Genomic DNA, 12,877 nt, shown 5'->3' with positions numbered 1-12,877 from the left:
ACAAGGGCTGAGCTGACTTACTCGATTGCAGGGCCGCCTCGCCCGCGACCGATCGACCAGTTCGTTCCGTCGCCGCGCATGATCCCGGAGACCGGTTTGCCGATCTGCCGCTCCAGCATCGGCCGCCAGGGTACCAAGGTGAATTCCCGGCTCTTCTCGACCAGCGCGAACCGCCCGCTGACCAAGTCGACCCGGCGTCGCACGACGCCCTCGATCCGCGCGCCGGGCCCAGCCTCCGCAAAAGGCAGCGCCAACTCTTCGGACAACTGCCCGGCAACCCGCAAAAGCTCGCGCCGCTGCAAGGTAGCAATCAGGTCTGAACGATAGGTCGTCCCACTCCTTGCCTCCTCCGCCAGCCCCTGCGCGATAAGCCATTGCCGGCGACGATCCTGCGCGTCGCGCAGATCGGCACCGAACCCGGTCTCGCGCGGCACCACCGGATCGGCAGCAACCAGATTGCGATCCAGCCAGGTCGCGGCATCCGCCCCGACCAGCTGGGACAGCGGCTTCGCCGAAACGATTTCGATCGCCACCGGCCCGTTCCGCAGCAGCTTCGCCTCATGCGCCGCAGCGCGCTCGAGATGATCGGCAGCGATGCTCCATTGCCCGGAGGGTTCACGGGTCACATTTCCGCTTAGCCGGCGCATCGCTTCGAGCCGGCGGACATGGGCTTCAGCAAAAGCCTGGGTCGCGCTCGGATCGTGAGCGAGATGGGCATCGATGTCGTAGCGGCCGCCATTGGCGGCCGCGACGGCAGCGATGGTGCGATCGGCCTCGCGCACCTCCGCACGCTGCGGGTCGATCCGCACCACCGCGCCCTCGGGCACGATACCGAGTCCGGCGCCCTTGCCGATCGCGACATAATGGCCTCGGCCATCCATGCCGTCGACGATCAGATAGTGGTGATCGGCATGTTCGTCGGCGAGGCCACGTCCGACGACGCGCCCGACCAATGGGCGAGCGTCGGGCGAGGACGGGTCGTAGATCGCCTGATCGGCGCCTGCCCGCTCCAGGCCACGGCGCGCGAATTCGCGCTGCATCGTGCGGATGATATCGCCGCGCTCGCCCAGACGGCGAAGTGTGTCGTCCAGGCCCGGCGCCAGTCGCCAGCTCGCCCCGCCGATCGGCTCGGCCAGACCGAGCCGCCTGAGCTTCGCCAGCCGCCCGGCGCGAAGCGCCTGGTCGAACGCGTCCCCCCGTGCCGTCGACACGATGCCGGCCTGCGCGTCGCGCAGCATCGACCGGTCGAGCGAGGTCAGCCGTTCCTGCTCGACTTCGGCGCGAAGGCCCGCCTCGATCTCACGCGCTGAACGCGGCCCGAGATCAAGGTCGACCAGCTCGCACGCCCGCTCGCGCATGCCCCTCGTCAAATACTCCCGCGCGATGATGAGATCGGCCCCGAACTGGTCCTTGCCCCGCACGACAATATGCGTGTGCGGGTGACCGGTGTTGAAATGGTCGATCGCGACCCAATCGAGCTTCGTGCCCAGGTCCTCCTCGACGCGCGCCATCAGCCGGCGGGTCAGGGGTTTGAGATCCTCATATTCGGCGCCATCCTCGGCCGAGACGATGAAGCGGAACTGGTGGCGATCGCCGGCCCAGCGCTCGCGAAACGCCTTGCCGTCAACCGCGTCGTCGTCGGCCCCGTAAAGTTGCCCGGGTGCGCCGTCGCGCGTGGTGCCGTCGCGCTGGAGATAGCGCAGGTGCGCGATCGCAGCCCCTGCCCCCTTGCCTGCGAGCTTGACGATGCTCGCCTTGAGGATGACGCGGCGGGCGCCATAGGCCGCGCGGCTGCCGCGACCGGCCAGGATGCGCCCGACCCCGGCGCCCCGGCCGATCCTGCTACCCGAGAATCCCTTGCGGTGCGACCCAAGCAGCGCGGCCCCGCCGCGCGCGAGATTGGTTGCCGCGAGCACGCGCCCCAGATATTTCCGCGCGCGCTTGCCGCCGGTGCTGCGCATGCGGCCGAGCCGCGGTTCGAACTCGTTTTCGTCGGCCATGAAGGACGTTCCGCCATCGATCACAGGCGAGCATGACGCGCCTCCGGGCCTATGAAAACCGGTGCCACCGAACCCCGCGGAAATCCGTTGATTCCGGCCGGAACGGCACTGGTGCCCATCGGGCAGTGCCAGGAATATCCACAGAAAACGATGTGCAGACAATCACTTGCGGCACCACCGGTGCCGCAGCTTTATCTTGCCTTACGCTGCCCCTTCCTCCTGCCTGTCCCTCTGCATCCTCGCACCTTCCCACCTTCTCCCAGCCGAGGACAGAAAAGCCGAGACGCGATGCCTGTCCGACATCGCATCCCGGCTGCATCTGCGTACCGATCAATGCACGGTCGCGAACGCCTTCCGCGCCGCCTGCGCCTTCGCAAACCACCGTCGCCCGACCATCCCGTGGGCGCTGCCATCGCCATCGACGATGCACACCGCGACCACCCAGCGGCCGTCCAACCGGCCAATCATCGCTACGCGGTCCAGCTCGAAATCGTCCTCGCCGAGCGCTTCATAGGCGCCCAGCCAGCGCTCCTCTAGCCGCGCATCCCAGGTGCAATCGCACTCCTCCGCCGCGATGAACCGCGCCGCCAAAGCCTCCGCAGCGCCGCGCCCGAACTCCAGCTCGAGCCCCGCCACGAGCGCTGCCATCACGCGGTCCGAACAGTGCGAAATCGGTTGAAACATGGTCATGAGAACCTCCTGTCGCTTGACGTCTTCCACCTCGAAGACAGCCTCTCGACGGCGGTTGCCGGCGTGCCTGTCAGGGCTGCCGGAGCGCAGCGCAGGCACCGCGAAGCGGCGGCGGAGGAACCGATTATGTTGCGCTGCTACGAACAAAACTGCGCGCGCAGCGCGCTCCATCTCGCAGCAAAATTGGAGGGGCCGCCGGCCTTGCACAGGCGCGTCGGCAGCCGCCATGCTCGGACGATCCGAGACGAGCCCCCCTTATCCACACGATTGACGCTCGACTGCCTTGCTGGCTGCGATCGCCTTGCTATGATGCGCTCGGTTTCTCTCACCAGACCTGTCGCCGGGTCCAAGCAGAGTAGAGTGACAGGACTTCGACAGCCGGACCCTCGGGCCGTCTTGTAATCGGCGATAAGCGGCCTTCACACGAGGACGGTTCGTCATGCCCCTATTCATCCTGACTCAGCCCAATGTCGACGCCGCCAAGGCGGCCCTGCGGATTTCCTTGCCTGAAATACGCTCCGGACATCTGACCGAAGCGCTTGCGTCGAGCCTCGGCTTCGGCACCAATGCCGCGCTGCGCGCGGCCATTGTCGGCGAGACCGGCAAGCCTCCCGCTTTGGCCGATGCCGAGCCCGAACTATTCGGTCGACGGATCGAAGCATTCGGCTACGCCAATATCGAGGCGGAGCCCTACCTTGCCGCCATGCGCGAGGACGTGCTCGACGAGACACCCTATACCTGGTTCAGGAAGGGCGATCGCGGCGCAAACGAGCGTCATTTCCGTGTCTGTGAAGCGCGCAATCGGCCGATGATGATGGTCAAGATGGCGCGACACTATGCCGAGCTCGAATGGGACTGCGTGACGATCGATTCCGATTGCGACAAGCATGTCAGCGGACCGGAAAGCAGCGAGCTTGTCCGGGTCATGTTTCGCCTGTTTCAGGAGCGGGCGCGCGGCGCCCCCGGCAAGCCATTATTCTATGCCAAGGCGTTCACCGGCTCGATCAAGAAGCTGCTGCCGGACACCGCCCGTCAGCTCGCCGAGGACTATTTCAAGCTGCTCTATCTGCCGCTGCGCGACCTACCGCCGCCCAGGCGTCGCGCGGCCTGATCCCATTCCAGCGGCGAGAGCCCGCTATTGCCGCCGATCTCGATCGGCCCGTTCCAGCGGAACGGGTCGTCGAGCAGCGGCTGCATTGGAAGCCGATCTGCGCGCCCGGACGGCCCAAAATTATGGAATGCGGGTGTCTGAACGGCGCACCGCAAAAAGCGCATCCGGGCGCGACGGGGCGGTCTGGCCTGCGCCTGACAGGTTTCCAAGCGAGACGAATATGGTTGGACGCCTCTCGATGCTTGCCGCCAATACTGCTGGCCGACCAGAGGTGACAGCTGCAAGATAACCGACCGTCTCGTCCGGCAGCGACTGACGGCCGGCCAAATAGGCGGCATATCGTCCCGGCCCGGCATTATAGGCCGCGAACAGGCCGGGATACCCGAACCGGTCGTACATGCGGCGCAGATAGGCGGTGCCGGCGAGGATGTTGTCGCGCGGATCGAACGGATCGCTACCGAGCCCGAGCGCGGCACGCATCTCGGCCCAGGTGCCCGGCATCAGCTGCATCAGCCCCATCGCGCCTGCGCGGCTGACGATCGGCCGTCCGCCGAACCTCGTCCTGCCGCCGCTTTCCGCCTGCATCACGCGCTCGATCCACGCGACCGGCACGCCGAAGCGCTGCGACGCCTCGATCGAGAACGGGCGCCAGGCGGAGACGGTCTGCGCCCCCGCCGGGCACGCCAGCACAAGCGACGCGGCGAGCGCGAGAGATCTCAGCGTACCCATAGCGCCGTCGCCTTGCCGACCACGTCCGCAGCATCGGTGGGACCGAAATAGCGCCCGTCGAACGAATCCGGCGTGCCGGCCATCAGCAGGAACAGCGCACCATCACGCAACGTCCGGCAACCGATCCACCAGGGCAGCGGCCGACCGAGCCGGTCGTTGGCGCGCCGCGCCGCGAGCGCTCGCCCATTGACGGTGACCGTGGGTCCGATGGCGCAGACCCGGTCACCCGGCACGCCGGCGACGCGCTTCACCAGGGGCACGTTCGCCGGAATATAGTGCCGGCGCGCGGCCAGCGCGCGCACCGAGAGCGGGACCCGCGCGATCACCATATCGCCGCGGTCGAGCTGCACGCCGGGCGTGACGCGATAGAGCCCTACCGGCGCGCTGGCGCTCGCATTCCACACCAGCTGCGGCCGCGGCGGCACGATTGCCGTCGCGAGGACGCAGCTGCAGCCGAGTGCGATCGCGGCCGCGCGGCGTGTCAGTTTGCGGCGGCGGCGGCGGGCCGCGCGCAAGGCTTCGCCCCAGGCGAAGAGCGGAAGGTCGCGGCGCTCAACCATGGTCGCCGCCTTTGCGCCGGGCGTTCGACCAGGCCTCGATATCGTTGATGTGATAGTACCAGGCACGACCATGCAGGCGGCAGACCGGCCCCCGCCCCTCGGTGCGCATGCCCTTCAGGGTGCTGGGCGCGAGCCCGAGATGGAAGGCGGTCTGCTTGGTCGTCAGGAATGGGCAGATCGCGCGCGCCTGTTGCGCGCGCGACCCGGTGTCGTCGGGTTCGCTCATCGGGGTCGTCCGCTATGCGGCGGCAGCCGGATCGCGCCGCCCGGACACCCAATTGAACCTCGAACGCCATGCCCGGCAGGGTCGGAAACAGCCCTATGCGTTTTCGACCCCCGTGCCGGCCAGGCGATCCGCGCCCGGTCGGGGCGCGGAGCGCGGGAGGGCTCAGTCGGCCGGGTTCCAGATGATGGCGAAGGTCTCGTCATCGTCCTGGCCGGCAGCGCGGCCGAGATTGGCGTAGAGCCGGCGCGGCCCGAATTCGGGGGCGGCCAGGCTGAGCGAGACATAGTCGTTGCCGGACATCTCGCCGCGGCGGTTCCAGCCGGCGCCGAGCTCGACGCCGCCCGCCATGACGACATAGTCGGGCTGGGTGTCCTTGGCCTTGCGGCTGTTGGGGACGATGGTGATGCCGGTGCGGATCGAGAGGGTCCGAAGCTCGCCCTTGAAGCCGTTTCCTTCGCGGGTGACATAACCGATGGCGGACATTGCAGGTCTCCTTGAGATGCTCGCCCGAACCGTTCCGGGCGATGGGCGGACCTCAGGGACGGCCAGACGGACACCCGAACCGGCAGGCCGAAGCGCCAGCGGAGGACCGGAGCCAAAGGCTTATTTGCAGCGAAGCGACCGCGAGGAGACCGCGCCAGCGGTCGGGGAAATAAGCCGGAAGGCGATGGTTTCGGGAGGTCGGCGGCCGTTCCAGGTCATGCGCCCGAGGAGCCGAGAACGGTACAGGGCGTGCCATGCGAGACCGGGTCCGGCTTCGATCAAAGCCCCGCGATAGGCGGCAGGCGTGTCGATCTCGATCCGCCGCCCCGCGCCCAGACCGCATTGCCGAAACCCATCCCCCTGCCGGCAAATCGGGCTGACACACGGCAGATCGGCGTCGGCGGAGCGTCGCCCTATGTGCAACAGCTTGCGGGCGATCCGCTCAGCCACCACGTCGGCACGTCAGGTTCGCACCGTCCGGGCTTTGGCATGATCGGTGCGCACGATCGCGAAGGAAGAACAGGGCAATGACAGGGACAAGCTGGGCGGATATCGACGAGGCGCGACGCGCGGTGCTCGCGGCGATGCCGCGGGACAGGTTCCTGAAGACGATCCTCAAAGGTGTGATGCGCGCCGCGCGGGACAAGCAGAATCCGATCCGCGGCAACCTCGTGGCGAGCGGGCTGCGCGAACTCGTGACCCATGTGCTTCACACCCTGGCCCCTGACGACGAGGTGCGGCGATGCGTATGGTTCGAACAGGCAAAGGACACCAAAACCGTCACACGCGCGCAGCGGGCGCGCTACATCGTCCAGGCGGGCCTCCCAGACGCGTTCGTCAAGGAGAAGTTGAAGCTCGACGCCGCCGCGCTGGCCAAACCCCTGCTCCAGGCAATGGATGGCCTGCACAAGGCGACGCATGTCAGAGCGGATACGGTCGTGCATAAAGGGTCCGAGGTGCGCGACATGCTCCACGACGTTCTCGTCGAGATCCCCGCGCTTCTCGACGATACCGAGGATGCCCGTGAGCGGATCAACGACGCGGTCGCGGGCGCGCTGCACAACGCGGTGTTCGAAAGCATGATCCTCGATACGATCCAGGAGCTCGACGAGCTTTCGACCCACACCCGGGTCGACCATCACTGGATCGAGACGATCGAGGTCAAGCGCCTCGATGCCGAGCATATCGATTTCGTGGTCACGGGCGAAGTCGTGGTCGAACTCCAATACGGCTCCGACTCCGACGTCGCGAACGATATCGGCATGCGATCGAGCGACGGCTATCCCTATCGCGCCAAGGTCAGCGGGGAAGCCGGCAATCCGCTCGAAATCGATCCCTACGCCATCCGTCTGAAAGTCGATACGAGCAGTTACTACGAATAGGTGCTCCTGTTCCGCGCGAACCTGAAGGATATCCAGCCACGCGCAGGGCTTGCCTTAGGCTTCCTCGGACAGGGTGATCGACGCAGCGAGCGCGGCACCGATCGGGCCGGACCGCCGCTCAAGGAAATACCGTACACGATCATCGGTACTGTCGTCGAATTGCTGGCCAACCTGGCAGGTGAGCAACAGGTCGCTCGCCCAGGTTTCGAGGGGCCAGTTACGGGCGCCGCTCCCGGCCTGCAGCTGCGCGAACGTCGGGGACTGACCATCGCCCAAAGCGGCCAGAACGCGATGTACGTCATCCGCATCCATAACCCGGTTGCCGACGGGCATGTCTTCAACGCGAATACGCTGCCGGAGCGGATAGTCGACGGAGAAAGGCAATTCGGGCGGGGTGTAGAGCAGATAGTAGACTCCCTTGCCGAAGTCGCGATTGAGCGCATCGATCAGCTCGACCTGTCGATCGCCGGCATGAATCGCGGAATAGGCGCATGTCTCGTCGAAGCGATAAGTTCGGTGCAACGCCGCCGCTGCCTGGTGTCCGTCTCGCCGGATGAACGCATTCATACCGTGCAGGAACCCGATCTCATCCTCGTCGTCGACATCTTGATTCGTCGGGAACAGCCGCTTTGATTGCAGGAGCCCGATCTTCTTCGCGATGAGCGTATCGCGCCGATAGACGAAAACCAGAATGGCAATATCCGCCGTCTCCCAGCGACGCCGCTGTGGAAAGTCCCAATCCCAATGCGGTGCGCCCAAACGTCGCAGGCCGCCAATATTGTGCGTGTCCATCCGCACGATCGCGCCGGATGGTAGAAGCCTCGGCGCGCTATCGGGGATCAGCGCTTCGATCAGGCCATCATCGAGCGAAGTTTCGCGGATGTTGGGAACATTGACGAGCCGCTCGCAGACCCTGCGATTTGCCTCACCAAAGGTCGTCCGGAACCACGTGACCACATCTTCAGGTATTTTTGGCCATGGTTCCATGTCGTTCTCCCCCCGCTGCGAAGATAACGCCAGCAGGAACGAGCTCGCAACCATGTCATTCGTCTACGGGGCCGCGCCCGGTGCAATCCCCCTGACCAACCGCTCCCGGTCAATGGAACCTGCCATTTACCGATACCCGATACCCTTGCCGGTATGCGTTCCCGGAAACCCTTCCGCGCCGTTCCGATCCGCCTGGGCGTGCGCTATCGCCGCAAGCGAAGGGGTGAGGATCGGCAGTCTGCGCTGCACCTCCTGGGTATCGCAGCGATTGCGGGCGCGGTCTTCGGCACAGCCAGCGTTGCGACGACCCCGAACGGCCGAGCGGCACTCTACAAAACCGTAAAGCCCATCGGCGTTCTAACGGGGATCGTCCGCGCCCGGGAACCGCAACCCGGCGATACTTGGCGAAGATGCGATGACGCGCGTGCTGCCGGCACGGCCCCCATCTATGCCGGGGAACCTGGCTATCGCGAAGGCCTGGACGGGGACAGCGACGGCATTGCCTGTGAACCCTATCGAGGTCGTTGATCCCCCAACGTCGAGGCCGACCATGACGTGGAGAGTGCTGATCGAATCTGAAGGCGATGCATTTACCGCGCGCTGTCGCGGGCACAAAAATCCGCGCGCCCGAGCACCACAGGTGCGAGGGCGCGCGGCCGGATTTCGGCGGTCCGCGACCGATGCCGGTTGCGCGGGAAACGCGCGAGGATGATCCCCGCGCGTCCCGTCTCCGCTCAGGCGGCGGCAACCTCAGGCGCTGCCCCGGCGTCATTCGCCGCATCGAGGTCCGGCACGACCGCCGCTGCCTCGGGCGCGGTCGGATCGGGGTCGCGATCCGGCACCGCGCTGGCCTCCAGATCAGCCCTCACGGTGGCGACCTTCGCGTTCGCCCGCACCGTGCCGACCCCGCCGCGCACGGTATAGGCAGCAGGCGGAAACGCCATCCAGCGCGGCACCCAGCGCTCGACCTTGGCCCGTCCGCCGACGCCATCGAGATGGTCGCTGACGATCCGCTTCAAGGTCTTGCCCTTCTCCTTGGCGTTAGCGGCGGCGATCTTCTCGCCCGCGACCTCGGCGACCATCGCGCCCAGCACCTCCTTGTCGCGGATGAGGTCGAAGAACGCACCATCCGCCTGCCACCAGTCGGCCATGTCGAGCCCGAGGGTCAGGCCAACCGCCTCGACCGCCGCGTCGCCCGCCGCCAGCGTCTCGCCGATCGCAATGACGATCACGTCGCCCAAGGCGGCGTCGGGCAGGTCGAGCAGGCGCAGGAAGATGCCGACCACCCCCCGGTCGTCGCTGCTGGTGCCGCACAAGGTTTCGCGCTCCGGGTCCATGCCGAGCAGCGCCAGCACCGCACGGCGACGCTCATCGAAAACCGTCTCGCCCCGGCAGGTTTCGACGCTTTCCTGCGTGGCCGCATCGCGAGAGGCGAGCGGCTGGCGGCGTACCGTCCAGAGCGACGACCCAGCGACGAGGTGCGCGACCATCAGGCGCAGCGCGACGCCGGAGTGGCCGGTGAGCGCAGCGCGGACGGCAGCGAAGCGATGCAGATCGAGGTAGCTCTGCTGCGCCGAGGTCAGTTCGGGGCGCTTGGCCTTCTCGGCGGTGACGGCGTCGGCTTTCGGCACCCGCGCGGCCTCGCGCCGGGTGACATAGCCTTCGAGGAACGCGACCTCGCCGGTCGCGCGGACGTCGATATAGACGCGCCCGCCCTTGCGCTTGGGGCGTTTCTCATATTCCCAGCTGGAGAAATGCTCGCTTTTGGGCACGATCACGACTTCGCCCCAGCCCTCGGCGAGATAGGCGTCGCGGCGCGCGGCAACGGCGGCGTCCTGTGCGGTCCAGAACGCCGCCGGATCGGCGAAGCAGCGATCCTCGCCGAACAGGTCGGCGACCGTCGCGAGCCCGCTGGCCTCGACATCGAACAGGGCGAGGCTGGCCGGGATCGACTGGCCGCCGAGCAGCCATGCCTTGAGCTGCGCCCCCGTGGGCGCGCGCTGCTCCGGGTCGTCGATCAGGCACAGCCAGTCGCGCTGCTGGCGCTTGCTCGCCATGGTCAGGTGGCGGACCGTCACCCGGTCGATCTTGTCGTCGGCGTAGAGCGTGCGGATGCGCGGCAGCAGATTGCCGAGCGCGAGAATGCGCTTCACGGTCAGGTCGGGCAGGCCGAAGGTCGTAGCGATGTCGTCGGGGCTGCGGCCCTCCTTGACCAGCCGGGTGAAGGTCACCCACTGCGTCACCTCGTCGGGATCAAGGCGCGCCGTGTTCTCGATCAGCGAGAGTTCGATGGCGTCGGCGTCGTCGCCCGTTTCGAGGATCGCGCAGGGCAGCATGTCGTCCTGCGGCTCGCCCTCGCCGCCTTCGGCGCGGCGCTCTCCGGCGACGATGCCCGCCGCCGTGAAGCGCCGCGCGCCCGCGACGATCTCATAGCCATCCGGCGCGCAATTCGGCCGGACGATCAGCGGGACGATGACGCCGCGCTTGCGCACGGTCGGCAGGATGTCGGCGACATCGGGCGGGCGCTTGCCATGGCGCATGTTGGTCGGGCTCACGACCAGCTTGTCGAGCGGGATGAAGTCGAGTTTCATGGGGATGCTCCTTGTGAGCGCCGGTCCCGTCGCTCCTTCCATGAATGGCGGGACCGGCTTGGGTGCGACGAACCGCGCCGCGCGGCAGCCGCCTGTTCAATCGGCAGGCGGAAGCGGGTCGGGATCGGTCGCGGTGGCCGCGCCGTCCGGGTCGGTCGATGGCCGGGTGGATGCGCCCGCCGCCTCGACGGCGCGGATCACCGCCTGCGCGCCGAGAAGCGACCCGGTGCCGCGCGCGGCCTCGGCCCAGACCGACAGCGGCGCGATGGTCGCAAAGCCGATGTCGCGCTCGATGCGCAGGCCCAGCGGCAGGCGCAGCGCGGCGATCTCGGACAGGCTGAAATAGCCGAGTTCCGGGCAACCGAAGCCGAGATCGGCGAGCCCGAACAGGGTGTCGCCATCGGCATCGAGTTCGGTCGCGAGCCATGTCGCGGGCCCCATGGGATTGAAGAATTTGACGACCGGCACGGGGTCGTGCCCCCGGTCGTCTGCGGCGTGCGCGGCGGCGTTGGCGAGCAACGCAGCGCGGAGGTCGGCGGTGAGCAGCTTCATGGTCAGGCCCCTTCGATTTGGAAGGCGCGCAAGAAATCCCGCCGGTTGCGGCACGCGGGACGCGGATGGTCGGGACGCATCGCAAGCCTCCTCCACCGCCCCAAAACCCCATGGCCTCCCCCGGAAGCGGGGGTGGGCGGCAAGAGCGCCCGGAGAGGCCCGCCTCGAGCGGGTCAGGCACCCCGAAGGGGCCGCAACGGCAGTGAAGGAGCCGGGCGCAGCCCGGCTTGCCGGGCACGCGGGCGGGCCTAGCAGGGCGCGCCGCCCACTCCCGCGCCACCGGGAGAGGCCAAAACAACGCCGCCGCGCCAGCGGCGACCGTATCATCCTCGGCGGTTCACCGCCGACCCAACAAGGACGGGACCCCGCGCGGCGCAGCCGGATGAGCGGCGCAGGGTCGGGCTTCGCGCCCAAAGGCGGCAATTGTCGCCGGGCGCGAAACCGGGCGCGCCGCCCGGCTGCAGAGCGCGTGTGCCCGCGGGGCCGCGATCAGGCGCCGCACCCTGCCCGGGCCAGCACAGCGGCCCGGCAGTGTGCGTCATCGCCCCGCTCCGCTGGATCAATTGGGCGGCACCTAGCGTCACCTTCACTCAGGGGAGCGGCATCTTGTCCAACGCGCAGACCTCCGCAAGATAGGCCGTGTCGAGACCATAAATCTGATCGTCCGACCACCGGTACATCTCATAGTTGTAGCGCTCGGCGTCGAACGCCGAGATTTCCTTGGCGCCGTCCGGCGCATAGTCGTCCGTGGTCAGCAGCAGCGCAGTGTCGGGCCGGACTGGATAGTAGAGCTTGACGTCGCGTGCGCGGGACGGATTGAGATTTATCACCGGCTGATCGCCTGTAATGAATGGAATCCTGGTCCTGTTGACAAGGATGACGGCGCGATAGCGCTCACGTTCCCGCAGGAGCGCCGCACCAATCTCGGTCGCCCAGATATGTCGTTCGATCGACCAGACCTTGCCTAGATCCACGCCTGGCGGTGCGGTGATCCGCGCGATCAGGTTCTGCATACGCGCAGTGCGCAGATACTGGTTCGCGATAAAGAAAAGGAAGTCGTCGATGCCGCTGCCATCCTTCCAGAACGCGGCATCTCGCGCCTTCAACCGTTCCAGTAGGGGCAATCCCTTGTTCTCGATCCCGACCTGATAACGCTCGCCCAGGCTCCGGTCGGCATGATCCAGCAGCGCCTCGGACGCCGCACGCACATCGGGCCGACCGTGACGTTCGACAATTTGCCGCACCTTGGCGGGCATCTGGAACAGCTTCACGAAGTTACGATGTACCTGGCGCGCGCCCTCGTCCGGACGGTTCGCGATGACCAGCTCCAGATAATTCAGTTCGGCCTCGGACAGCGCAGGAACACGGTAGAAATAGGTCTGGCTTGCGATGTTCTTGGGGTTGGTTCTGATCGGCTTGCGATCGCGCTGTCGATAGCATGCGAGGAGATCGTCGACGGCCCAAGCCTCGAGATAGTAGCGCCAAACATAATGCTGGTTCTTCGGTACTGGCGGAAGCATCGTGTCCATGCCCTTTCGACAGATAGGCACTTGGGGCTGAAGTGTC

General features: G+C 67.0%; 13 protein-coding genes. 3 read left to right on the top strand and 10 right to left on the bottom strand.

Translation table 11 applies throughout. The annotated features are described in order from the left end of the window. Window positions 1-17: 17 nt before the first annotated feature. Window positions 18-2,000 (bottom strand): relaxase/mobilization nuclease RlxS, encoded by a 1,983-nt coding sequence (gene rlxS, locus E5A73_RS01495; protein ID WP_135962031.1) that lies wholly within the window; start codon window positions 1,998-2,000, stop codon window positions 18-20. A 330-nt stretch (window positions 2,001-2,330) separates the two neighbouring features. Then, on the bottom strand, window positions 2,331-2,918 hold the full coding sequence (locus E5A73_RS21675) for a hypothetical protein (protein WP_240699963.1): 588 nt from the start codon (window positions 2,916-2,918) through the stop codon (window positions 2,331-2,333). Between the two features lie 211 nt (window positions 2,919-3,129). On the opposite strand from E5A73_RS21675, the gene E5A73_RS01485 reads away from it, so the two are divergent. Next, window positions 3,130-3,801, top strand: coding sequence for a hypothetical protein (locus tag E5A73_RS01485; RefSeq protein WP_135962030.1), 672 nt, complete (start codon window positions 3,130-3,132; stop codon window positions 3,799-3,801). Window positions 3,802-3,921: 120 nt separating this feature from the next. Here E5A73_RS01485 and E5A73_RS01480 read toward each other — a convergent pair whose 3' ends face one another. From E5A73_RS01480 to E5A73_RS01465, 4 genes are all read right to left on the bottom strand, one after another. Further along, complete coding sequence (locus E5A73_RS01480) at window positions 3,922-4,530, bottom strand: lytic transglycosylase domain-containing protein (protein ID WP_135962029.1); 609 nt, start codon at window positions 4,528-4,530, stop codon at window positions 3,922-3,924. Then, entirely contained in the window at window positions 4,518-5,090 is a 573-nt protein-coding gene (locus E5A73_RS01475) for a S26 family signal peptidase (protein WP_135962028.1), read from the bottom strand. Before E5A73_RS01475 ends, E5A73_RS01480 begins: the two co-directional genes overlap by 13 nt. Then, window positions 5,083-5,316: a helix-turn-helix transcriptional regulator gene (locus E5A73_RS01470; RefSeq protein ID WP_135962027.1), complete on the bottom strand. Its 234-nt coding sequence runs from the start codon at window positions 5,314-5,316 to the stop codon at window positions 5,083-5,085. Before E5A73_RS01470 ends, E5A73_RS01475 begins: the two co-directional genes overlap by 8 nt. 162 nt (window positions 5,317-5,478) lie before the next feature. Continuing rightward, the gene (locus tag E5A73_RS01465) at window positions 5,479-5,799 is read right to left on the bottom strand and encodes a DUF736 domain-containing protein (RefSeq protein ID WP_135962026.1); all 321 of its coding nucleotides are present in this window, start codon (window positions 5,797-5,799) and stop codon (window positions 5,479-5,481) included. A 527-nt stretch (window positions 5,800-6,326) separates the two neighbouring features. Here E5A73_RS01465 and E5A73_RS01460 point away from each other — a divergent pair. After that, a complete protein-coding gene (locus tag E5A73_RS01460; protein WP_135962025.1) occupies window positions 6,327-7,181 on the top strand; it encodes a pPIWI-associating nuclease domain-containing protein in 855 nt (284 codons plus the stop codon). A gap of 54 nt (window positions 7,182-7,235) precedes the next feature. On the opposite strand, the gene E5A73_RS01455 is transcribed toward E5A73_RS01460, so the two are convergent. Then, complete coding sequence (locus E5A73_RS01455) at window positions 7,236-8,222, bottom strand: hypothetical protein (RefSeq protein ID WP_135962024.1); 987 nt, start codon at window positions 8,220-8,222, stop codon at window positions 7,236-7,238. Between the two features lie 99 nt (window positions 8,223-8,321). On the opposite strand from E5A73_RS01455, the gene E5A73_RS01450 reads away from it, so the two are divergent. Beyond that, window positions 8,322-8,696 (top strand): excalibur calcium-binding domain-containing protein, encoded by a 375-nt coding sequence (locus E5A73_RS01450; RefSeq protein ID WP_135962023.1) that lies wholly within the window; start codon window positions 8,322-8,324, stop codon window positions 8,694-8,696. Window positions 8,697-8,902: 206 nt separating this feature from the next. Here E5A73_RS01450 and E5A73_RS01445 read toward each other — a convergent pair whose 3' ends face one another. The 3 genes from E5A73_RS01445 to E5A73_RS01435 all read right to left on the bottom strand — a co-directional run bounded on the left by E5A73_RS01445 (window position 8,903) and on the right by E5A73_RS01435 (window position 12,840). Further along, window positions 8,903-10,759: a ParB/RepB/Spo0J family partition protein gene (locus E5A73_RS01445; protein ID WP_135962022.1), complete on the bottom strand. Its 1,857-nt coding sequence runs from the start codon at window positions 10,757-10,759 to the stop codon at window positions 8,903-8,905. Between the two features lie 96 nt (window positions 10,760-10,855). Then, window positions 10,856-11,311, bottom strand: a complete 456-nt coding sequence (locus tag E5A73_RS01440) for a DUF2958 domain-containing protein (RefSeq protein WP_135962021.1) — start codon at window positions 11,309-11,311, stop codon at window positions 10,856-10,858. A gap of 590 nt (window positions 11,312-11,901) precedes the next feature. Then, window positions 11,902-12,840, bottom strand: a complete 939-nt coding sequence (locus tag E5A73_RS01435) for a DUF4238 domain-containing protein (protein ID WP_135962020.1) — start codon at window positions 12,838-12,840, stop codon at window positions 11,902-11,904. Window positions 12,841-12,877: the final 37 nt, after the last annotated feature.

It is taken from the genome of Sphingomonas gei (assembly GCF_004792685.1).
Classification (GTDB): Bacteria; Pseudomonadota; Alphaproteobacteria; order Sphingomonadales; family Sphingomonadaceae; genus Sphingomonas; species Sphingomonas gei.
Note: the sequence above shows the minus strand (reverse complement) of the source record. Positions and strands in the feature narration are given on the sequence as shown.

What these genes read in the sequence shown, in the direction of transcription:
- E5A73_RS01480 (WP_135962029.1), bottom strand. Translation starts at nt 4,530, where the DNA reads ATGGGTACGCTGAGATCTCTCGCGCTCGCCGCGTCGCTTGTGCTGGCG.
- E5A73_RS01450 (WP_135962023.1), top strand. Translation starts at nt 8,322, where the DNA reads ATGCGTTCCCGGAAACCCTTCCGCGCCGTTCCGATCCGCCTGGGCGTG.
- E5A73_RS01485 (WP_135962030.1), top strand. Translation starts at nt 3,130, where the DNA reads ATGCCCCTATTCATCCTGACTCAGCCCAATGTCGACGCCGCCAAGGCG.
- E5A73_RS01470 (WP_135962027.1), bottom strand. Translation starts at nt 5,316, where the DNA reads ATGAGCGAACCCGACGACACCGGGTCGCGCGCGCAACAGGCGCGCGCG.
- rlxS (WP_135962031.1), bottom strand. Translation starts at nt 2,000, where the DNA reads ATGGCCGACGAAAACGAGTTCGAACCGCGGCTCGGCCGCATGCGCAGC.
- E5A73_RS01440 (WP_135962021.1), bottom strand. Translation starts at nt 11,311, where the DNA reads ATGAAGCTGCTCACCGCCGACCTCCGCGCTGCGTTGCTCGCCAACGCC.
- E5A73_RS01435 (WP_135962020.1), bottom strand. Translation starts at nt 12,840, where the DNA reads ATGGACACGATGCTTCCGCCAGTACCGAAGAACCAGCATTATGTTTGG.
- E5A73_RS01460 (WP_135962025.1), top strand. Translation starts at nt 6,327, where the DNA reads ATGACAGGGACAAGCTGGGCGGATATCGACGAGGCGCGACGCGCGGTG.
- E5A73_RS01475 (WP_135962028.1), bottom strand. Translation starts at nt 5,090, where the DNA reads ATGGTTGAGCGCCGCGACCTTCCGCTCTTCGCCTGGGGCGAAGCCTTG.
- E5A73_RS01455 (WP_135962024.1), bottom strand. Translation starts at nt 8,222, where the DNA reads ATGGTTGCGAGCTCGTTCCTGCTGGCGTTATCTTCGCAGCGGGGGGAG.
- E5A73_RS01445 (WP_135962022.1), bottom strand. Translation starts at nt 10,759, where the DNA reads ATGAAACTCGACTTCATCCCGCTCGACAAGCTGGTCGTGAGCCCGACC.
- E5A73_RS21675 (WP_240699963.1), bottom strand. Translation starts at nt 2,918, where the DNA reads ATGGCGGCTGCCGACGCGCCTGTGCAAGGCCGGCGGCCCCTCCAATTT.
- E5A73_RS01465 (WP_135962026.1), bottom strand. Translation starts at nt 5,799, where the DNA reads ATGTCCGCCATCGGTTATGTCACCCGCGAAGGAAACGGCTTCAAGGGC.